At 34.2% G+C, this 20201-nt stretch carries 19 protein-coding genes and 1 pseudogene; 9 read left to right on the top strand and 11 right to left on the bottom strand.

Annotated features, from left to right (window positions below; translation table 11 throughout):
- The first annotated feature begins 100 nt into the window (after nucleotides 1–100).
- Nucleotides 101–1435 (top strand): hypothetical protein, encoded by a 1335-nt coding sequence (locus OZP07_RS19890; protein ID WP_281636465.1) that lies wholly within the window; start codon nucleotides 101–103, stop codon nucleotides 1433–1435.
- 162 nt (nucleotides 1436–1597) lie between these two features.
- Here OZP07_RS19890 and OZP07_RS19885 read toward each other — a convergent pair whose 3' ends face one another.
- The 5 genes and pseudogenes from OZP07_RS19885 to OZP07_RS19870 all read right to left on the bottom strand — a co-directional run bounded on the left by OZP07_RS19885 (nucleotide 1598) and on the right by OZP07_RS19870 (nucleotide 8689).
- Nucleotides 1598–2803: an IS4 family transposase gene (locus OZP07_RS19885; protein ID WP_281636464.1), complete on the bottom strand. Its 1206-nt coding sequence runs from the start codon at nucleotides 2801–2803 to the stop codon at nucleotides 1598–1600.
- Nucleotides 2804–2887: 84 nt separating this feature from the next.
- A pseudogene (locus OZP07_RS22290) lies at nucleotides 2888–2989 on the bottom strand (hypothetical protein); the annotation flags it as partial.
- A gap of 178 nt (nucleotides 2990–3167) precedes the next feature.
- Entirely contained in the window at nucleotides 3168–4229 is a 1062-nt protein-coding gene (locus OZP07_RS19880; RefSeq protein WP_281636463.1) for a glycosyltransferase family protein, read from the bottom strand.
- Nucleotides 4230–4649: 420 nt separating this feature from the next.
- Complete coding sequence (locus OZP07_RS19875; protein WP_281636462.1) at nucleotides 4650–5192, bottom strand: hypothetical protein; 543 nt, start codon at nucleotides 5190–5192, stop codon at nucleotides 4650–4652.
- Nucleotides 5193–5254: 62 nt separating this feature from the next.
- On the bottom strand, nucleotides 5255–8689 hold the full coding sequence (locus OZP07_RS19870) for a DUF8818 domain-containing protein (protein WP_281636461.1): 3435 nt from the start codon (nucleotides 8687–8689) through the stop codon (nucleotides 5255–5257).
- Nucleotides 8690–8960: 271 nt separating this feature from the next.
- On the opposite strand from OZP07_RS19870, the gene OZP07_RS19865 reads away from it, so the two are divergent.
- On the top strand, nucleotides 8961–10286 hold the full coding sequence (locus OZP07_RS19865; protein WP_281636460.1) for a TlpA family protein disulfide reductase: 1326 nt from the start codon (nucleotides 8961–8963) through the stop codon (nucleotides 10284–10286).
- A gap of 295 nt (nucleotides 10287–10581) precedes the next feature.
- Here the strand turns inward: OZP07_RS19865 and OZP07_RS19860 are convergent, their stop codons facing one another.
- Entirely contained in the window at nucleotides 10582–11838 is a 1257-nt protein-coding gene (locus OZP07_RS19860) for an aspartate kinase (RefSeq protein ID WP_194641539.1), read from the bottom strand.
- A gap of 56 nt (nucleotides 11839–11894) precedes the next feature.
- Nucleotides 11895–12374 (bottom strand): GNAT family N-acetyltransferase, encoded by a 480-nt coding sequence (locus tag OZP07_RS19855; RefSeq protein WP_194641540.1) that lies wholly within the window; start codon nucleotides 12372–12374, stop codon nucleotides 11895–11897.
- 171 nt (nucleotides 12375–12545) lie between these two features.
- On the opposite strand from OZP07_RS19855, the gene fbp reads away from it, so the two are divergent.
- The gene (fbp, locus tag OZP07_RS19850) at nucleotides 12546–13565 is read left to right on the top strand and encodes a class 1 fructose-bisphosphatase (protein ID WP_281636459.1); all 1020 of its coding nucleotides are present in this window, start codon (nucleotides 12546–12548) and stop codon (nucleotides 13563–13565) included.
- 101 nt (nucleotides 13566–13666) lie between these two features.
- Here the strand turns inward: fbp and OZP07_RS19845 are convergent, their stop codons facing one another.
- Complete coding sequence (locus tag OZP07_RS19845; RefSeq protein ID WP_194641542.1) at nucleotides 13667–14098, bottom strand: TerB family tellurite resistance protein; 432 nt, start codon at nucleotides 14096–14098, stop codon at nucleotides 13667–13669.
- Nucleotides 14099–14250: 152 nt separating this feature from the next.
- Between OZP07_RS19845 and OZP07_RS19840 the strand changes: the two genes are divergently transcribed.
- The 5 genes from OZP07_RS19840 to OZP07_RS19820 are packed head-to-tail and all read left to right on the top strand — an operon-like array spanning nucleotide 14251 to nucleotide 17583.
- Complete coding sequence (locus OZP07_RS19840) at nucleotides 14251–14841, top strand: HupE/UreJ family protein (protein WP_281636458.1); 591 nt, start codon at nucleotides 14251–14253, stop codon at nucleotides 14839–14841.
- Between the two features lie 10 nt (nucleotides 14842–14851).
- Nucleotides 14852–15283: a deoxycytidylate deaminase gene (locus OZP07_RS19835; protein WP_115811925.1), complete on the top strand. Its 432-nt coding sequence runs from the start codon at nucleotides 14852–14854 to the stop codon at nucleotides 15281–15283.
- A 4-nt stretch (nucleotides 15284–15287) separates the two neighbouring features.
- Nucleotides 15288–16862, top strand: a complete 1575-nt coding sequence (locus tag OZP07_RS19830; RefSeq protein ID WP_281636457.1) for a S41 family peptidase — start codon at nucleotides 15288–15290, stop codon at nucleotides 16860–16862.
- Between the two features lie 23 nt (nucleotides 16863–16885).
- Nucleotides 16886–17260, top strand: a complete 375-nt coding sequence (locus OZP07_RS19825; protein WP_281636456.1) for a nuclear transport factor 2 family protein — start codon at nucleotides 16886–16888, stop codon at nucleotides 17258–17260.
- A gap of 11 nt (nucleotides 17261–17271) precedes the next feature.
- Nucleotides 17272–17583, top strand: a complete 312-nt coding sequence (locus tag OZP07_RS19820) for a hypothetical protein (protein ID WP_281636455.1) — start codon at nucleotides 17272–17274, stop codon at nucleotides 17581–17583.
- Between the two features lie 10 nt (nucleotides 17584–17593).
- Here the strand turns inward: OZP07_RS19820 and OZP07_RS19815 are convergent, their stop codons facing one another.
- The 3 genes from OZP07_RS19815 to OZP07_RS19805 all read right to left on the bottom strand — a co-directional run bounded on the left by OZP07_RS19815 (nucleotide 17594) and on the right by OZP07_RS19805 (nucleotide 19103).
- Entirely contained in the window at nucleotides 17594–18199 is a 606-nt protein-coding gene (locus OZP07_RS19815; RefSeq protein WP_281636454.1) for an FAD-dependent oxidoreductase, read from the bottom strand.
- Between the two features lie 2 nt (nucleotides 18200–18201).
- Complete coding sequence (locus tag OZP07_RS19810; RefSeq protein ID WP_194641547.1) at nucleotides 18202–18405, bottom strand: hypothetical protein; 204 nt, start codon at nucleotides 18403–18405, stop codon at nucleotides 18202–18204.
- A 119-nt stretch (nucleotides 18406–18524) separates the two neighbouring features.
- Nucleotides 18525–19103: a MarC family protein gene (locus OZP07_RS19805; RefSeq protein ID WP_194641548.1), complete on the bottom strand. Its 579-nt coding sequence runs from the start codon at nucleotides 19101–19103 to the stop codon at nucleotides 18525–18527.
- Nucleotides 19104–19370: 267 nt separating this feature from the next.
- On the opposite strand from OZP07_RS19805, the gene OZP07_RS19800 reads away from it, so the two are divergent.
- Complete coding sequence (locus OZP07_RS19800) at nucleotides 19371–19943, top strand: DUF3109 family protein (protein WP_194641549.1); 573 nt, start codon at nucleotides 19371–19373, stop codon at nucleotides 19941–19943.
- The last annotated feature ends 258 nt before the right edge of the window (nucleotides 19944–20201 follow it).

Raw genomic sequence — 20201 nt, 5'->3', positions numbered from 1 at the left:
TATTTTGTAGGTTTGTGATTATTATTTTTTATATTTGAAAAGTGATATATAGGTGTTTGCCAGATTTATATATGCGTAATTTTTAGAACATATTTGAAAAATGATAGAAGAACATCAATCCGAAAATATAGAATTGCAACAATTAGAAGACTTTGAGTTTTTTGAATCAGCAATAGACGATTACATATTAGAAATAGAAGCTTTAGCTGAAACTTTACCCTTAACCTTAGGATTGCTTTCATTGAAACTTCGCGGGAGTCAGAACAAATTGAATAAATTTATTGAGAAAAACACTAGTCAAGACGAAGACGGTAAAAAAACTTTTAAAATTCCTCTAGATCAATTTAATCTATTCAATCGTTTAGATACAGACCATGAAATAGCAACCACTGCTATGGATATTCTTCCCAGAACTTTGATAGTTGCGTTAGTGAGTCAATATGATGCGTACCTCGGAAATTTATATAGAGCAGTATTTGAAGTTAAACCAGAATTAGCTTATTCATTAGAAAAAGATTTTAGTTTTCAAGACATTTTAAAGTATAATGATATTAATGAGATAAAGGCTGAAGTAATTGAAAAAGACGTAGAAAAGTTATTACGAGAGAGTCATTATGAGCAATTTAAAATTCTGGAAAGACGAATCACAAAGCTAACAGGGAAAGAATTTACGCTTACTACAAACCTACCTATATTACCTACTTTTATTGAAGTTGCTGAACGTAGAAATTTATTTGTTCACACAAACGGTATAGTATCGCAACAATATATAGATAATTGCAAAAAACATAAAGTAAAAGATTGTGATAAAATTAATTTTGGAGATGTTCTCGATGTAGACCCTCATTATTTTGACTCTGCATATAAGGCAAATTTTGAAATTGGAGTGAAATTATGTCAAGTTCTCTGGAGAAAGTTTTTACCCCATAGATTAGTTGAAGCTGATAAAAACTTAAATAATATATGTTTTGACCTAATATATAATGGATATTACGACATTGCGAAAGTGTTGTTGAAATTTGCAACAGAAGAAATTAAAAAGAATGGAAACGATGAGATGAGAAAAACTTTTGTTATTAATAAAGCACTAGCACATTATTTAGACAACGATAAAAAAACTACGGATAAAATTCTTGATTCTGAAGATTTTTCACTCGGTAACGAATTTAAGTTGGCGGTTGCAGTACTAAAAGAGAATTATGAAGATTCAAAGAAATGGATGTTGAAAATTGGAACAAATGATGAAATGATTGGAAAAGAAGAGTATCAAGAATGGCCACTCTTTAAAGTTTTTAGAGAAACAGATATTTTTAAGGAAACGTATAAAGAACTTTTTCAAGAAGATTTTCTTATCCGTGAATCTTCAAAAAAGAGTTTTAAGTCATTATTAGATGATATAAATAAAAAGAAAGAGAAAAATTTTAAAAAAGATTAAAAGTTACATTAATATACGACTCTGATAATTCGTAAAATAATATTTCAAAAAGAGTTAGTTAAGAAATAATGACAGCCATAACAATTCTAAATATTCTGAACCAAATTAGTTTTGAAAAAATAACTATAAAACACAAAATCTCTCCTTAGCCCCGATTGCAGTCTACCGTGTGGACACATCTAAAAACAATTGCCATCCCTCCATTATTGAAGCAAATTTCTGTATTCCGATAGAGAAAGTGGTTATTCCTGGTTTTCTCCCACTTGCATATCCTTTCCATCCACCAAGCCTTGCAATAACCCAAACATATCTTTTTAAATCCTTTTGGATATGAGGATTTTTTAATTTTTCTGTTTTTCCTTCTAATTTTATCATTTGATATTCTAAACATTCAAGTTCTTGATCTGAAAAACAACTTCTCGCTTCTATTTCTTCCTCTGGAATACTATATGCTATTTGCATTAAAAATAGTTTGACAATTGTCTCCATCATCATTAAAGACAATTTTCGAATAGATTTTGCAGAACCTAATTCGCTTGCTTCTATATTAAATCCTTCCTTTTTTAGAATTCTAAAAACCTCTTCTATAATCCATCTACAAGTATACCATTCGATACATTTTAAGGCTGTGTCTAGGTCTAAGACTTTAATGGTTGTTAGTAATCTCCAGCATATTGGATTATCAATGTTATCGCCAATTTCTTTTGCTTCGATGATATATAAATCAAGGCTTTTGGGTGCATTCTTTGAAACTAAATCATTTTTTTGGATAGTTACTTCAGAAAATCTAACTTCTAAGGTAGCTTCCCGTTTGTTTATATTTCTTCTTTTATCACCTTCTAATTCTATCGTATATTTCCCTTTAAGAGGTTCATTGGCTATAAAACTAAACAATTTAACCTTGTTTAGTAGCGTTCTGTTTGCTCTTGCTCTTACCAATAATTCCGTCTTTTGATCTGGAATCATTGCAAATTGCTCATAAATATCACCTTCTCGATCCTGAATGATGATGACTTTTTTTGATTTCTCTAAAACTTCCTTGGATTTTTGGGAAGATTCTATCCATTTATAAGATTCCTTTTCTTCAATTGGAAGCAAATTATAATTCCTTTCCTTTTTTGTAAGTTTCTCTAAAGGCCTGTTCCATATTTTTACATCTGAAAAGCCATACGGAACAAAACTATAAGCATCTATAACGAAACTAGGATGCAGTAAAAATCCAATTCCTCCTTTTGTTGCAGCATTAGTCAATCCTATAAATTCGTCTTTTTTAACTCTGTTTTTATGATTATATAAATTGACCTCACTTGTGTCCTGTATACATAAAACTGTTTTGTCTTGAGCTGAAAAACAGCAGTTTGCTGACATGTTTTTAATTAATTTCGATTCTGAAACTCTTTTGTTCTGCAAGAAACGATAAACTGCTTTACATTCTGAATCGCTTTGTGTAAGCTGACGTATCGAATGAACACAATTATGAAATAAACTATCTAATATTAAATTACTCCTTTTTAATAGTCGAGAATCATCAATGTCTGTAAAATATCTTCGCATATTATATCTTTATTTAGTGATAAAAATAACGAAATTGTATTTGTGTCCACACGGTAGGATTGCAGTGGAAATCCTTGTTTGCCGGTGTTCGGCAAACAAGATTGAAATGAAAAGCGGGACTAATGCTTCCTGAAAACGCCCAATCTTTCTGCTCCTAAAAACTTTAATAGCACTTAGTTTAAAAGACTCTGAACAGTTGTTCCCAATTGACGGTGCTTTCTAATTTTGGCAGTCCTTGATACTGATCAATTTTTGAAATATCTTCGATTTTAAAACGCTCTTGACAGGTAAAGGGAACAAGACCTTCCTTCTGAAGTTTTTCGGCGAGATAAACCTGCTCGTATTGTCCGGGAGTGGGGATGAAAAAAGCTTTTTTGTTCAGTTTTACCAAGTCCATGATTGTGGTGTAGCCGGATCGGCAGAGGACTTTTTCGCTTTCGTTGAAGGTGTGTTCCAGCTGGCGGGTTTTCATGAAATTATAGTAGGTTACATTTCCTATCTGTTCTTTCTTCTGTTCGGCTTCGATGATTCCTTTTATGAAAACGACTTTTCCTTCGTAACGTTTTAGTTCTTCGGTAAGGTGGGCTTCCAATAATCCCCGCTGAGGTTCGGGTCCGGATAAAATAATCATCAGGTCATACTGGATGGGTAATGCCATTTTGTGCATTCGGCTCAAGGGACCCAGATAGTTTAGGGTTAGCGAATTGTTCTCTAAATGTCCCAGTTTTCCGGTAAGATTTAATTCGGAATTGACATCGGGAATCCAGCAGGCGGTATATTTTTTTATGATATGCTGGTGTATTTTACTGGTAAGCCAAGTGGTGTTTCCGGTCAGGACATTCAGCTGGTGCGTGATAAAGACAGACGGGATTTTTTTGCTGTAAACTCCGAGTCGGTTATCGGATATGATTCCGTCGATTTGGTGTTTTTTAATCCATTTTTTTACAATTTTTTTCTCTTCGCTGATGGCTTCGAGCATTCGGGGTAAGCTTTTTATCAGTTTCCATTTAAAGTTTTTGCCGTTTTTGGCATATTCGATTTGGTAGGAAGGCAATTCGAGGGTTTTTAGGTACGGAAACTCTTTGCGAAGCAGCTCAAGAGCAATCCCATCAGAAGCAATTATGGGTGTGAAGTTATTTTCCTGCAATGCTTTGATAATTGGGATGCAGCGGGTAGCATGACCTAGTCCCCAGTTTAAGGGCGCTACTAAAATGGTTTTATTTTCGGAGTTCAAATTCATGTGCAAGTCTTACGGTTTAGTTGTAAGGCTAAGATACTTGGTGTGCTGCTTTTTAATGTTTGCAATGTATTACTAAAAGATTATTTTAAACGATAAGTGGCATGTTTATTTTTTGGGGTGAATGTGTTGTGTTTTTTTGGACACGGATGACACGAATTTAAACGGATTATCGCTGATTTTTTTAAAGCCAGTTTAGGTTTATCTGTGTCAATCCATTTAAATCCGTGTTATCTGTGGGGCATTTTTTGGTCTTAATTCATTCTCGCAGGAGACGCGAAGCTGCAAAGATTAGAATTTATTTCTTTGTGCCTTCACGTCTCAGCGAGATTTATTCTGAAACAAATTTTAGCGAGAAATCGATTAAATAAAAAAGGCTTTCCAGATTTCGGAAAGCCTTATGTTGAACTCAAAAAAACAGATTTATTGTTTTATATAAGTTTTATTCCCGTTTGAATTGATGTAATATTTACCTCCCTGAGGACCGGTGTATACTTTTTTGCCATTGTATTCTCCAGTTACTTTATCAGCTGTTTTGACTGCCGATTTTGTTTTATCCGAAGTTTTTGCAGCTTCTTTTTTCGCTTCTTTCGTTGCTTTGTCTGCTGTTTTTTTAGTTTCTTTTGCCATTTTATCGGCTGTAGTTTTGGAATCCTTACTTGCTTTGTCTGCTGTTTTTTTGGTTTCCTTTACGGCTTTATCGGCTGTTGCTTTGGAGTCTTTTGATGCTTTGTCTGCTTTTTTCTTGGTTTCCTTTACGGCTTTATCGGCTGTTTCTTTGGAGTCTTTCGTTGCTTTGTCTGCTTTTTTCTTGGTTTCTTTAGCTTTTTTTTCGACAGTTGCTTCTTCTTTGGTTTTAGAAGTTTGACCATAGAAAGTGTTCGTAGCAATAAAGAAGAAACTTAATACCAATAATTTTTTACTCAAGCTTAACAGTGTGGTTTTTTTGTGAATTTGTAATTTCATAACGATAGGTTTTTAGATTGAACCTAAATTTACAAATTTATTTTTAATATACGATAAAACATTTAAAAATAAGCTCTTAACTCAACGCTTCCTGTGTGAATGACGTCGCTTGTTTCACTTTTTCGCCCTTGGTAAATTAAATTCAAGTCTAAAAATTTAGTCAGGTTTACTTGGAATAAAGTTCTCCATGTAATGTTTTGCCCTTTTTGCAGACCTTCCAGCATTTGATATCCCGCCGATGAATATTCGTTGCCGGTAAAGTCATTTTTATACAATGAGATTTCACTATTGATGTTAAATTTCGAACTGCCTGTATAACTGAATGCGGTGCCAAATCGGTTTTGTTCTAAAGTATCGAGACTCCCAATTTTATTTTCCTTGTTGAGGTATTCATAAAAAACATCCAAACTGATTTTGTCTGAAAACAAGTAGCTGATCTTTGGAAACCACGAATGACCTTCGATGTTATAGTTTTTTTCGGCAAAGGTGAGGGACTCTGTTTGGTTTTGAATGGTTTTACCAATTAGATCAAACAGCCAGCTTTTTTTTAGTAAATGCAGGTATTCCAATTGATGAAAACTGTTTTCATTTTTCAGTGTGCCAATGGACAATAGATTCTGGGTTTCATTTTTTGTAAAAGTATACGTAACCGAATGTTCTCTTTTTCCATGATTATAGGACAAACTATTCGTAAACGTTTTTATGAGTCCCAAAATAGCATCCGTAGAGGATTCGAATGGATTGAGTTCTAAATGATCTCCGTCATTTTTGACTTTTTGATCCATAATAAAGGAGGTCTGCATGTAAAAATGAGATAAGGTTTTTTTGTAATTGGTACTGTTTTGCCAAATAATAGGGTTGATGATAAATGATTGTGAGAATCTGTTTTGGTTGGTTTTGATATAAGTTTGATTGGGTAGAAATATTCGGGTGTACTTTGCCAAATCCGAAAATGGAGCGATTTCGAATTCTTCTAAATCTTTGATTCCGTTTCCGTTGTAATCATTCCAAGTGTATTTCCCCTGACCGGCTGGAACTTCAACATAAGTGTAATCCTGAAAAGGCATTGTTCCCGAATTGGTTTCATAACGGGTGTTGCTCTGAATCAATTTATTGAAAAACTGATCGTTATATGTAATTCTGGAGTTGAGCGAAGGCGTGTTTTTTAAGGCAGGATCGGTATAATTCAATTGTCTGTAATTGATAAATATCGAAATATCACGGGTTTCTGTCTTCAATAATTTGGATTGAAAATTATAACTGTTTGAAGTGTTCACCCTCTGCAGTAATCCGTTTTGAACACTGTCGTTTATTCTTCTGGCGTAGCCCAACTGAACATATACCTTTGTGCTGTCACCATGTCCTGCGTATATTCCGTATTGCGAAAAGCGCTGGCTCAACAAAGAGAATTTTTGTGCTGCCTTGTTGATTTCCTGATTGTCCTCAAAGTGTAAAGAACCTCCAACCCAATTTTTTTTGTTATGATAACGAAACTGTGAAAGATTCCTCAAAAAAGTGGAAGCGTTTTCTACGTCATCACTTTTTAGATAGCTCCCATCATTTTTTATGCTCCATTTTTTGAATTCAAAATTGGTGTTAAGATTGTTTTTTATCCCCGAATAGGTATTGGAAAGGGCTAATTTCTCAAATTCATAAGTAATGTTGGCTACCGTCGAAGAGTCTTTTTTTGGAACCAAACTAAAATTAAAACCAGTTCCCAGCAGACTTTGGTTTCCAGTTATTACAGATGAAGTGACATTCCAATCGCGGTAAAATTCAATGCTATTAATACGTTCTACGGGCTTAAAATTGGCTTGAACGGCTTGAAAATTAGCAAATGCATCAATGTTCCATTTTTTGGAATAAAGACGTTGTTTTGCTTTGATTTCGCCAGATATTCCCTGATTGTTTGCGTCGTCTATGGAGGAAAATAAATTTTGGTCATTGTTGCTCACTGCTAGTTCAAATGCTACAGCCGTTTTTTCGGAAGGATTGTATTTTCCAAAAAAAGTAGCCACCTGAGATTTCAATGGTGCAATCAATTGAATGACTGGTTCATAATTTCCCTGTAAAACTCCGTTGACAGGAGCTGTATACTCAAATATTTTATCAACACTTGTTGGGTTGGTTAAAATATAATTCCCTTTAGCTTGACCGACTAAAGTAAACGTAACATTATATAATTCGTCATTTGGGTTTGTGGAATATGCATAGATTGTAGCAGTTCCTTGTGTGCTTTTTTTATACTGTATTTTTTTCTCGTCATAGTCGGCAACAATAGCCGATGGAGCGACCATCAAATGGGTATTGTCTCCAGCATCTTTCAAAATCAAAGCTTGGTCTTGTGAAAGATTTTGCTGAACGGGCTGATTTTTCAAATCACTTTCTGAATATACGATGGCTCCAAAATTCCATTTTTTGTCCGTAAAAGTGCCTCCGTCATAAGTGATAAATCGGGAGTAATTGTTTTCGGAAAATTGGTATTCGACTACAATCCGCATTTCGGAAGTAATAGGAAATTGTGGTGTAAAGACAATCTCCCCCGAATTGTAATCAATAATATAATCGTTCTCCTGACCTCTCTTCAATAAAATGCCATTGACATAGACCCTTTCCGAACCAATGATGACCAAAACATATAATTCACCATTTTTTCCGACCAATTTATAAGGTCCCTGATTGCCTTCCTGTCCTTTGAAATTACTGCTGGTGTAATTTCCAGTCACGAGTCCCCCCGAAGCAAAAACAGTTGTCTTTTTGTCTTCGTTACCAAAGTTGACGGTTGTCAATAATCCCTGTATTTTCTTGTTGAAAGTAAGGAATCGAGTGTAGTTGTTGCCAATAAAAACATCACCCGCACGAACATTCCAGCTGTCGGTAAAAAGTTCCATGAAGATATTGTCATATTGGTTCAGCCGTTGGGAATAGCTTCCTTCCTGAACCGGAATGTTGGTATCCTGAATGGAGGCACGAATACTCACTTTATCCGATAGTTTCCCCGTAATCCTAAAGTCCAGTTTCGAATTGACTACTGCATTTTGATTATTGCCGACAGTAACACCTCTGGAAAGACTGCCATCTGTAATAAGTCCGTCAAACGGAATGTTTTTTGGAGACGTTGGGTTTTCGATGCGGTATAAACTTTGATTAGTGGCATTGTTATCGATGATTTTACTGCTGTCGTAAATGGTATATTCCTTGGTTAGGAAATCAGGCAGTTTTAAATAATGAACCGTCAGGGAATCAGTAGGGGGAATGTTTCGGTTTTTGAATAAAATAATGCCCTTTGGGAAGTTGACTTCGTAGGAAGTGCTGTCGACAATCTGGTTTTTATGATCCAAAATTTTAAAAAAACTAGGATTGATACTCACTTGTTCCAAATGAATGGTATCTGTAGTAAAAGCTATTTTTTTGGTGCTGTACGCCGAGTCTATTTCCTGAGCCTGAAGTCCAGAAAAATATAAAATGACAATCCAAAATAGTACTTTTTTTAGCATAAATAGTATAACTCCAAAGTGCCAAAATTAGTGTATATTATTTTATGATATGTTAAATGACATAAACTGGAGAAATGGCACTTGGATGACACGATTTTTTGCTTTTCGATAGAGTTGAGCTAAAGTCGAGACTTTTTAAAAAGTTATAAGAATTATTGTATATTTGATAAAAGCAGAGTCTGATTTTTATCAAGGTTATTTACCAAATTTGGAATGATAGGCTTAAATTTTATTAGACCATAAAAAAGTATACCAATTTATAAAGACAATTATGAACAAGCTATTGATGCCTTTTATTTTCAGTTTATTCTTCTTGAATTTATGTATAGGGCAAATTCCAAAGGAAGCGTTTACATTATCCAATTCCCTCAGCGGTTTGTGGGACAATGGAGAAACAGAAAAAGCTGTTGAATCTTCTATGGAATTATACCGTTTATATCCGCCAATGTTTATTGACAGAATTCATAATACACTTTCCCAACGATTGCAGAACTCTTTATATGCACAAAAATACCTGGAACAACTCTTTCTTAAAAAAAATGAGAAAATTAACAGTATCATAGCCCCAATTTATTTATGGAGCAAATCAATAAGCGCAAAAAACGAGAATGATTTTAAGAAGATTTTAGAAGAGCTAAATAGTACTTCAAAAGATAGCGTAAATTATGAATCTAAGGCAGAGAGATATAATCTTTTGATAGTGCAGGAATTAGATAAACAAAAAGCCATAGATAATATAAGCAAAGAAAAAATAGTACAGTCAAATATAAAGAAGTTGGAAGCTTATGATTATATCGTTAAAATTAAAGCTGGCAGATTAGAGGGTGAGAAAAGAGCCTGGTATAGATATATTTTGGCTTATAGTTATTACAGTTTGTATAGTATTAATCCAAATATTGAAGAATTTTTAAAAAAAGCTTCGGATTACAGTCCCGACTTAAATGACAAGCTATACGATCATGCCTATTTTTATGATGTGGTTCTTTTAACTGGTAATACTAATGAATTTGTATTTCAGGCTAAATATCAAAAATATTTAGTTGAAAATAATCGAAATTCGGAAGCATTGGTTTTGTTAAGCGATATTGCTTTTGGAACTCCTTCAGATTACAATTTAAAATCATTACAGGAGTTTTATGGAAAATTAAAAAGTAATATTTCATTTGGAGATTATTGGACTAGTTATATACATAATAAGGGTAAACCTGTTCCTAAATTAAAAATACAATTTGAAAATGAAGAATTAGATTTAACTGTAAAACCTAACAAATGGATTTATATTGATGTTTGGGGTACTTGGTGCAGTCCATGTGTGAAAGAACTACCGGACTTACAATCCTTATTTGTTGAGAATAGTAATAATTCGAAGTTAAAGATTTATACTTTTTCGTATAATTCTCAGGATTTATCGGGTTTTATGACTAAAAATAAATATACTTTTCCTGTTAGCGAGATTGACAAAAAAATGAATGATTTATTTGAAGTGACTGGTTATCCTACCAAAATACTGATTTCACCTGAGGGTAATTTCATAAAAATACCTTTTGGAGTAGACTCGAAAACATATATTAAGAACTATACAACGATGGTGAATTAATTAGATGTTATTGCTTGCCGTTAAAAAGAGTTTTTTTGTGAAATAAGGAATATTACAGATTTTAAAAGCCTTATTCGAACTTCTATTAGTTTTTGTTTACAATGAGGCAAAGCAATTAATCAATTTTAGATAGGATTCAGATTAGTTCTAATTTCAGGTTTAAAAAAAATTCAGCGTAAATCCGTTCAATATATCATCCGTCTGCCATAAAAAAATGGAAGCCAATTTCTCAGCTTCCATTTTTTTATTGTAATTTTTTAGTCTGCCATCTGCAGACTAAAATCTGCTATCTGACCTAATTCTCTTTAGTCACAATTTGCATTGTTTCTCTGCTTACCTGCTTTAACAATACAGTTTTGTTTTCTTCTACCGTTTGAGCAGCGTTTTCATTAAAATGTCTGATAGTGTACAGCGTAACATTTTCGGTAAAATCCACTTTGAATTTTTTCGAAAGGATTGCGTTACAGTCATTGAAGTTTCCAAATTTATCTTCAACACAAACAGAGAAACTGATTGCCGAATTCTGAATAAGGTTTACTTTTAACTTGAATTGGTGGAATAAGCCAAAGATTTCACTGATGTTTTCTTCCATGATGAAAGAAAAATCTATTGATGAAAGAGAAATCAATAATTGGTTTCTTTTTACAATGAAACAAGGTAAATACGGTTCTAAATCCTCTCCTTTAGAAACAGATGTTCCTTTTAGCGTTGGATTGATAAACGATTTAACGTATAACGGAATTTCTTTTTTCTGTAACGGCTGTAATGTTTTTGGGTGAATTACCGATGCTCCGTAAAAAGCCAACTCGATGGCTTCACGATACGAAATTTGGTTCAGCAGACTTGCATTTTCAAAATATCTTGGGTCAGCATTCATTACTCCGGGTACGTCTTTCCAGATGGTTACGCTCTCGGCATTTAGACAGTATGCAAAAATCGCAGCGCTGTAATCAGATCCTTCACGGCCTAATGTGGTTGTGAAATTATTCTCGTCAGAACCTAAGAATCCTTGAGTAATATTTAAGATTTTGCGTTTAACGTTATTCGCAATATTTTTCTGTGTCAATTCCCAGTCTACTTCTGCATCACGGTAAGTAGAATCTGTTTTTACAAAATTTCTAACATCCAGCCATTGTGTCTGAATTCCTTTGAAAGACATAAAATGACTCAGAATTGTTGTCGATATTAGTTCCCCGAAGCTTACGATCTGATCGTAAACAAAGTTATAATTTGGTGATTTATTATGAGCTAAGAAATATTCTAAGTCTGCAAATTGAGTATTTACAGCTGTAAAAACTTCATTTTTTTCATCTTCAAATAAATCCAAAAGGATTTGATTGTGATACTTTTTAACTTCCTGCACCGATGAATTTAATTCTGGTGATTTGTCAAAATAATTTTTGATAACATCTTCGAGTGCATTAGTCGTTTTCCCCATTGCCGAAACAATTACCAATACATCTTCATAACCTGCTTGCTGTAAAACGTCATAAACGTTTTTAATACCGGCTGCATCTTTTACTGATGCACCGCCAAATTTGAATACCCTCATTTTTATTCAGATTTAAATTTCATATTTCAGATTTTCAGTCTGAAATTATTCACTTTTTATTTTAATTTGTTTTCTACAAAATAGTTAATAGCTGTTTCGTCCATTTGAGCTACGCGCCATTCGTCTAATATTTTTGCTCCCGATTTTTTATAAAAATCAATTGCAGGAGTATTCCAGTCCAGTACGTTCCATTCAATTCTTCGGACTTTGTCTTTCTGCCCCTGTTTGATAACTTCAGAATATAAAGCATAGCCAAGTCCTGTTCCGCGCATACTTTCCTTTACAACTAAATCTTCCAGATGGATTGTCCTTCCTTTCCAAGTAGAGTAACGGTAATAATACAATGCAATCCCTACAATCTGCTCCTCAGCTTCGGCAACAAAAACTTCAAACAAAGGTCTGTCTCCAAAACCATCTCGAATAAGATCATCTGCAGTAATTAAAACAGCATCTGGCTCTTTTTCGAATACCGCCAATTCCTGAATCAATGCCAGAACACCATTCATGTCTTCTTTTTGTCCTTTGCGTATTTTCATAGATTTGTATTATTATTCTATAATTCTATTAAAAAACAGACGATTACACAGTTGTTTTTTATGGAAAATGTAGCAAATATACAATACTGAGAAACTAAGTAAGCATTATTTTTTTCATTATAACAAAAAAAACGATATTTGTGACTTCAAAATAACTACATCGATTTCGTAATGGAAGAAAGAAACAAAACATTAGGCGAATTTATCATTGAAAATCAAAAGGCTTTTCAATATTCTTCGGGTGAATTATCGAGAATCATTAATTCAATCCGGCTGGCGGCCAAAGTTGTTAATTATAAAGTAAACAAGGCTGGATTAGTTGATATTGTCGGAGCAGCTGGTGAACAGAATATTCAAGGGGAAGATCAGCAGAAACTGGATGTTTATGCCAATGAAATTTTCATACAGACCTTGATTAACCGCGAAATTGTCTGTGGCATTGCATCCGAAGAGAACGATGATTTTATAACTGTGCAGGGAAGTGATAACAGCCATAACAATAAATATGTGCTTTTGATGGATCCATTGGACGGCTCGTCCAATATTGATGTAAACGTTTCTGTTGGGACTATTTTTTCAGTATACAGAAGAATCACGCCAATAGGAACTCCAGTAACATTAGAAGATTTTCTGCAGCCGGGTATAAATCAGGTAGCGGCTGGTTATGTGATTTATGGTACTTCGACGATGCTGGTTTATACAACAGGTTACGGTGTAAATGGATTCACTTTAAACCCAGCGATTGGGACTTTTTACCTTTCGCATCCCAACATGAAATTTTCAGAAGACGGAAATATTTACTCGATTAACGAGGGAAATTATGTTCATTTTCCGCAAGGTGTAAAAGATTATATCAAATATTGTCAGCTCGAAGAAGAAGACCGTCCGTACACTTCTCGTTATATAGGAAGTCTTGTTGCTGATATTCACAGAAATATGATAAAAGGAGGTATTTATATATATCCGACAAGCACTAAATCGCCAAAAGGTAAACTGCGTCTGCTGTACGAATGTAATCCTATGGCTTTTATTGTAGAACAGGCCGGCGGAAAAGCTTCGGATGGTTTTGACCGCATTATGGAAATTCAGCCTGCAGCACTGCATCAGCGTGTGCCTTTCTTTTGCGGAAGCTTAAATATGGTTGAAAAAGCCGAAGAGTTTATGCATAAAGCAAAATTGAGTAAATATTAAAGTGCAATTGCGAATTGAAAATTACGAGTACACTATGCAGTAATAAGTAAAAAATCTTACCGTACAGCATTCCGTAATTCGTAATTTTCAATTCATAATTATTATTTATACATGTTTTTCATTTCATACAAAAAAGTTTCTTCATCTACCGCCATGTCTACTAATTTGAGTGCTTTATTTACAATATAATTTACATTGCCAGGAGTAAAACCTAAGGCTAATGCAAATTTAATCAATAAATGTTCCTGCAAATCGCCCAATTGGTGGTCGCGGTGTACAATTCTTGCCAGCTTATAAAGAGCTTCCAGTCTTTCTATATATAAGTAGGGAGCGTTGATTGGGTATTTTGATGGATCTTCTAAAATTTCGTCGTACTCTTCTTTAGAAATCTGAAGTGCCAAAGCTAATTTATCCAAAAAATTCTGCTCTTGTTCAGTGATATTGCCATCAGCGTGGGCAACACGCACAATGGCTGAAAAATGACCTCTGTTTTTTTGAATGTTTTCGCTGTTGAATAAATCTGAAAAAGGCATAATGTTAATGTTTAAGGTTTGATATAAAGTTAGTTAATTTTTTAGTACTAATTTTACTTTTTGTCCGTTTTTAATATCATTGATTTCTAATATTTCATTTTCAAAATTAATCGTAAGTTTACGTCCCCATATCAATTTAATTCACTTTAGCAATGTCAGAATTTTTAATATACTTTCAGATAGGTTTAAAGCATGTATTGGATATACATGCTTATGATCATGTTTTGTTTTTGATTGCATTATCGGTACCATTTTCTTTTAATGACTGGAAAAGAATATTGCTTTTAGTGACTATATTTACATTGGGACATACTGCAGCACTTTTTCTTTCGGTTTTTGAAATTATTACTGTCAAAGTAAATGTTGTTGAATTACTGATTCCCATTACGATTTTGATAACCGCTTTCTATAATTTATTTACTGCAGGGAAAACCAGTAAAAACGGCAGTGTTAATCTGGTTTTTATAATAACGTTATTTTTTGGAATTATCCATGGATTGGGATTTTCAAATTATTTTAAAACATTATTGGGAGGCAGTGCTGCCTCAAAATTACTGCCAATGTGCGAATTTGCATTAGGAATAGAAGCGGCTCAGATTACGGTTGTTATTGTAGTCTTGATTTTGTCATATATAGTGCAGACCGTTTTTCGATTTTCAAAAAGAGATTGGGCTTTAGTAATGTCGGCATTTATAATTGGCGTAGTTTTACCAATGATTGTAGAAAGCGAAATCTGGAAATGATAAAGATTTTATGGAGAAAGTTAAATTGAATAAATACGATAAAGCGTATCTTAGAATTGCAACAGAATGGGGTTTATTGTCTTACTGCAAAAGAAAGCAGGTTGGAGCGATTATAGTAAAAGACCGAATGATTATATCGGACGGGTACAATGGAACCCCGTCAGGATTTGAAAACTGCTGTGAGGATGAAGACGGATTAACCCGCTGGGATGTGCTGCATGCCGAAGCCAATGCAATCTTGAAAGTTGCAAGATCCACACAATCCTGCGAAGGAGCCACTTTATACATTACGCTTTCGCCATGTAAGGAATGCAGTAAGCTGATTCATCAGTCCGGAATAAAAAGAGTGGTGTATCATAATGGTTACCGAGACGATTCCGGAATACAATTTTTAATAAAAGCAGGTATTGAAGTAGAGCATATTCCTGTTTTAGAAGATTAATAAAATGAAATTCGACAATAAATATTTACCCATACTTATTGGGAGCATTTTCGCTCTCGGAATTTTTATAGGCAGTCTGTCGGGTTCGCCGTCATCCAAATCTTTTACCTCTAAAAAAAACACCAAAGAAAAACTTAATAAACTGATTGATTTCATCGATAATGAATATGTAGATGATGTGAATACGGATTCGATTGTGAGTCTTACTGTCGATAATATTCTGGCAAAGCTGGATCCGCATTCTGTTTATATTCCGCCGCAGCAGCAAGCCGAAATTGCCGAAACCATGAAAGGCGATTTTGTGGGTATTGGAATTAATTTTTATATGTTTAAAGATTCAGTTGCTGTTATTGCGCCAGTAAAAAATGGTCCTTCGGCCAAAGCAGGAATTTTAGCAGGAGACCGCATTCTTTTTGCAGATAAAACCAAATTATTTGGGCGAAAACTGCCTAATGACAGTTTGTTTTCTTCGCTGAAAGGAGAAGTAGGTTCTCAGATAGAACTGACCGTTTACCGAAAATCGGAGCATAAAAAAATGAAAATCAAAATCAAACGCGACGTGATTCCGCTGAAAAGCGTTGATGTAGCTTTGCGTTTAAATGCCACTACAGGTTATATCAAAATCAATCGTTTTGCAGAAACTACTTATGCTGAATTTATAAAAGCCCTCGTCAGTTTAAAAAAGCAGGGTGTAAAATCCCTTGTGATTGATGTCCGCGATAATGGCGGAGGATATATGGAAGAAGCTATTGCTATTGCCGATGAATTTTTGAAAGATAAAGAATTGATTGTTTTTACCAAAAGCGCTAAGGAAGCAGCCGAAAAAATGTACGCCACCGAAAAAGGAAGTTTTGAATCAGGTAAGGTCTTTGTTCTAATTGATGAGAACAGTGCTTCGGCGAGTGAGATTTTAGCGGGAGCAATACAGGATAATGACCGCGGAACTATTGTAGGACGGCGTTCTTTCGGAAAAGGACTGGTACAGCGGGAAATGGATTTTAATGATGGTTCGGCAGTTCGGCTTACAATTGCCAGATATTATACACCAACCGGAAGATCGATTCAAAAACCGTATTCCAAAGGAAATGAAGAGTATTTTAAAGAATCGGATTCGCGTTTTTTACACGGAGAACTGTACAAAAAAGACAGTATAAAAGTGGTGGATTCTTTGAAATTTAAAACTAAAAAAGGAAAAATTGTTTATGGCGGCGGCGGTATTGTACCGGATGTTTTTGTGCCATTGGAAGCAGAACACGGAACAGAAAATGTTTCTTATTTACTGCAGTCCGGAATTGTCGGCCATTTTGTTTTTGAGCAATTAGACAAAAACAGAAATGCTTTTGCAAAACTGCCTTTTGATGAATTTAAGACAAAAATCAATTCAACCGATTTATATTTCAATACTTTCCAGAAATATCTTGTCCAAAACGGCTTGGAGGTTGATTTGCGTAAATACAAATCCTTAGTAAAAAGATACGTAAATGCCGAATTTGCCAGACAATTGTATGGAGACATCTATTATTATAAAATGGTTCTGAAAGAAGATGCCATGATAAAGGCTGTGCTGAATTCAAAATAGTAAATGCTAAATCTTTGTTTTAAATGGGGAAAAATGAAATTATAAATGCAGAGAATGAGCTTTTGTCAGCTGTAAAAAATGCTGATATTTCAGTTCTGCAAAGAGTATTGCACGATGATTTGCTTTTTAATTTACCAAATGGACAAACGATTACCAAAGAAGCTGATCTTGCAGGTTACCGCGCTGGTAAAATGAAAATAGATCTTCTCGAAACTTCGAATCAGGTTATTAATATTATAGACGACTCGGCTGCTGTTTGCGTAAGCATTATGCTAAAAGGAACGTATTATAATTCACCATTAGATGGGAATTATAGATATATCAGGGTTTGGAAGCGGTTTGATGACGGTTTAAAAGTGATTGCCGGAAGCTGTATCGCGTTTGAAAATAAAGATTAAAATAAATAAACATGAAAATTATAATTCGATTTTTGGCAGTAGTAATGATTTTAACTTTTGTAGTTTCCTGCGCCTGTATGAAAGACAAAAATACAGTTTCAGGAAAAGTTGTTACTGTTGCATTTGGAAAAGACGGTTATACAGCCAAAATTAATACAGATAAAAACGAAGTTTATTTTGCTTTAATCAGCATTGTAAATGTTGGCGGACCTCAAAATTACAAACAGCTTAAAGAAGGGGAACAAGTTTCGTTAAAAGGAGAAATCTGGAAAACTGAAACTGAAAACCACATCAAAGTGAAAGAGATTGTTTCGGTTAAATAAAAAATAGTCTCTATCGAATACTGTCGTGTGAATGCGTCTGAATTCCGTCATTCCATAAAGTAAGCAGATCTGTTGCGACAGCAGCTCCGCTTCCTGCGGCGATTGCAAGCTGGCTTCTCCAGCCGGCAAGAGTCCCAATAACATAGATGCCTTCGGCAACTTTGTGGTCAATGTTTTTAAGCTGGATTCTTTGTTTTTCAGGTAATGCTTTTTTGTGCGGTTCAACAAACTGCATTAAACCTTCTATGGCAAATGTGTTGGCAGAGCCAATTCCGATAACGATACTGGCTGTTTTGTAACTGTTTTTATTGGTAACAACGGTGAATTCTGGATATACTCCTTCGATTTTTAATATTTTTTCCTCTGGGATTTGGATAATATGAGGGTAAGTATTGGATAAATGATCAACACTTTCGATCAATAATTCTGATCCTAATTTGCCTGGAGCAATTCCATAAGCATTGTTGAAAAGTGCTTCCTGTAGTGCAGAAGTCTTCTGGTGGGTAAAAATCCCAATTTTTTTATCGGTAACAAATGCTTTTTTTTTGGCTGAACCCAATACCATCGCACATGATATTCCCGAAACGCCTCCGCCTATAATCAATACATCAAACATGGTTATGCGTTGTCGTTCATTTTTTCAACTATTTTTTTAGACATTCTAAAAATAAGAAGAATCAATACTGCACAAAATGAAGCAACCACACCAACAAGCGCTATTACACTATCTCCTTTAAATGGATTTTGAAAATCAATTAAGGTAATATTGAAAATAAGAAGCGAAACGGCTAAAAGCACTAAGATGTTAGTGAAAATTTTCATAAGTTATGTTTTTGTTTTTACCGGTAAAGTTTTAATTCATAAATTATCATTTATATGTTTAAGTACAAAATAATCTCTACCAGAAAAGATTTTAGGGGGTAAATTTATAATTTTTTTTTTTAGAGAAACAAACCTTTAACATTAGTGGCAAATAATTTAACAGCTATTGCTAAAAGAACTACGCCAAAGGTCTTTCTAATAACGCCAAGTCCATTTTTACCCAGCATTTTTTCAATTTTTCTGGATGATTTTAAAACAGCATAAACAATAATAATATTTAGTACGATGGCTATGATAATATTTGTGGCATGATATTGAGATCTTAAAGAGAGCAAAGTTGTCATTGTACCTGCGCCTGCAATAAGCGGAAAAGCTATTGGTACTATAGAAGCTGAGCTTGCTTCTTCATCCCGATAAAGATGGATTCCCAAAATCATTTCCAATGCTAAAAAGAATAAAACAAAGGATCCGGCTACGGCAAAGGAATGAACATCAATGCCTATTAAGTTTAGGAATTCTTCGCCTACAAACAGAAATAGTATCATAATGAATGCCGCAACCAAAGATGCTTTTTCAGATTCAATATGACCGTGCTTGGCTCTTAATCCGACAATAATCGGGATAGATCCTACTATATCAATTACAGCAAAAAGTACCATTCCTACAGTTACTATCTCTTTCAGATTGAAATTTATCATAGTGAGAATTCTTTAATGAATAATTCGTCTAAAATGATTTGGGTTCTCAAAAATACATATTTTTTTTCTTTTTAAGGATTTTTATTGCAAAATCATCAATATTTTGTAGTGAATGAACCGCTGTTGGCGGATTGGTGTAGTCAGGCAATAAATTCGATTAGTGTGTTTATGTAAGTAAAATTGCTGTTATGTGTTAATTTGTTTCTTTAAGCGGAGTAAGTTTAAATGTGGTTTTTTATTTCCTGAATCTTTGGTTACCTTTGCAAAATGTTTCAGCTAGGAAAAACCATCGTATCGGAGGATATACTCCAAAAAGAATTTGTCTGTAATCTGTCTGCCTGCAAAGGGGCATGCTGTGTCGATGGCGATGCAGGAGCACCATTGAGTCTGGCCGAAACCAAGATATTAGAAGAAATTTATCCAAAAGTAAAACCATTTTTAAGAAAAGAGGGAATTGAGGCTATCGAAGCACAAGGAACATGGCTTAATGGTACGGACGGTGATCTTGAAACACCGCTGATTGATAATAAAGATTGTGCTTATGTCATTTTTGACGGCAAAACTGCACTTTGCGGTATAGAGCAGGCTTACAATCAAGGAATAGTCGACTGGAAAAAACCTGTTTCCTGTCATTTATATCCAGTACGTGTAAAGGATTTTACCGAGTTTGCGGCTGTTAATTATGACAAATGGGATATTTGTGATGATGCCTGTTCTTTGGGCAAAGAACTCGAAGTTCCTGTGTATAAATTCGTCAAAGAAGCACTTATCCGCCGCTTTGGAAATGACTGGTATATGGAACTTGAAAAAGTTGCCGAAGACCTGAAAAAAGGTTTATAAGTGTAACTCTAAAATTGTTTCTCTTTTTTTTGAAATTCCGTTATTTTATGGGAGTTTAAGCTACTTTATTTATTTTAAAAACCTGAAAATCAATTATTTGTAATTTGTATGAAAAATATTCTTATTTTTATTTTTTGTTAAAAACTAGGAGTTATTGTGAATAAGTTTGACTTTTAATAACCGCATTATTTCACAATCTTTGTAATTCGATTTTCGCATCTATTTTCAATAAAAAAAATCAAAATAAACAACAAGATC

The organism is Flavobacterium marginilacus, assembly GCF_026870155.1.
GTDB classification, from domain to species: domain Bacteria; phylum Bacteroidota; class Bacteroidia; order Flavobacteriales; family Flavobacteriaceae; genus Flavobacterium; species Flavobacterium marginilacus.
Note: the sequence above shows the minus strand (reverse complement) of the source record. Positions and strands in the feature narration are given on the sequence as shown.

What these genes read in the sequence shown, in the direction of transcription:
- OZP07_RS19810 (WP_194641547.1), bottom strand. Translation starts at nt 18,405, where the DNA reads ATGAAAATTTTCACTAACATCTTAGTGCTTTTAGCCGTTTCGCTTCTT.
- OZP07_RS19825 (WP_281636456.1), top strand. Translation starts at nt 16,886, where the DNA reads ATGGGGAAAAATGAAATTATAAATGCAGAGAATGAGCTTTTGTCAGCT.
- OZP07_RS19855 (WP_194641540.1), bottom strand. Translation starts at nt 12,374, where the DNA reads ATGAAAATACGCAAAGGACAAAAAGAAGACATGAATGGTGTTCTGGCA.
- OZP07_RS19835 (WP_115811925.1), top strand. Translation starts at nt 14,852, where the DNA reads ATGGAGAAAGTTAAATTGAATAAATACGATAAAGCGTATCTTAGAATT.
- OZP07_RS19860 (WP_194641539.1), bottom strand. Translation starts at nt 11,838, where the DNA reads ATGAGGGTATTCAAATTTGGCGGTGCATCAGTAAAAGATGCAGCCGGT.
- OZP07_RS19865 (WP_281636460.1), top strand. Translation starts at nt 8,961, where the DNA reads ATGAACAAGCTATTGATGCCTTTTATTTTCAGTTTATTCTTCTTGAAT.
- OZP07_RS19815 (WP_281636454.1), bottom strand. Translation starts at nt 18,199, where the DNA reads ATGTTTGATGTATTGATTATAGGCGGAGGCGTTTCGGGAATATCATGT.
- OZP07_RS19830 (WP_281636457.1), top strand. Translation starts at nt 15,288, where the DNA reads ATGAAATTCGACAATAAATATTTACCCATACTTATTGGGAGCATTTTC.
- OZP07_RS19805 (WP_194641548.1), bottom strand. Translation starts at nt 19,103, where the DNA reads ATGATAAATTTCAATCTGAAAGAGATAGTAACTGTAGGAATGGTACTT.
- OZP07_RS19875 (WP_281636462.1), bottom strand. Translation starts at nt 5,192, where the DNA reads ATGAAATTACAAATTCACAAAAAAACCACACTGTTAAGCTTGAGTAAA.
- OZP07_RS19840 (WP_281636458.1), top strand. Translation starts at nt 14,251, where the DNA reads ATGTCAGAATTTTTAATATACTTTCAGATAGGTTTAAAGCATGTATTG.
- fbp (WP_281636459.1), top strand. Translation starts at nt 12,546, where the DNA reads ATGGAAGAAAGAAACAAAACATTAGGCGAATTTATCATTGAAAATCAA.
- OZP07_RS19845 (WP_194641542.1), bottom strand. Translation starts at nt 14,098, where the DNA reads ATGCCTTTTTCAGATTTATTCAACAGCGAAAACATTCAAAAAAACAGA.
- OZP07_RS19890 (WP_281636465.1), top strand. Translation starts at nt 101, where the DNA reads ATGATAGAAGAACATCAATCCGAAAATATAGAATTGCAACAATTAGAA.
- OZP07_RS19885 (WP_281636464.1), bottom strand. Translation starts at nt 2,803, where the DNA reads ATGTCAGCAAACTGCTGTTTTTCAGCTCAAGACAAAACAGTTTTATGT.
- OZP07_RS19870 (WP_281636461.1), bottom strand. Translation starts at nt 8,689, where the DNA reads ATGCTAAAAAAAGTACTATTTTGGATTGTCATTTTATATTTTTCTGGA.
- OZP07_RS19880 (WP_281636463.1), bottom strand. Translation starts at nt 4,229, where the DNA reads ATGAATTTGAACTCCGAAAATAAAACCATTTTAGTAGCGCCCTTAAAC.
- OZP07_RS19800 (WP_194641549.1), top strand. Translation starts at nt 19,371, where the DNA reads ATGTTTCAGCTAGGAAAAACCATCGTATCGGAGGATATACTCCAAAAA.
- OZP07_RS19820 (WP_281636455.1), top strand. Translation starts at nt 17,272, where the DNA reads ATGAAAATTATAATTCGATTTTTGGCAGTAGTAATGATTTTAACTTTT.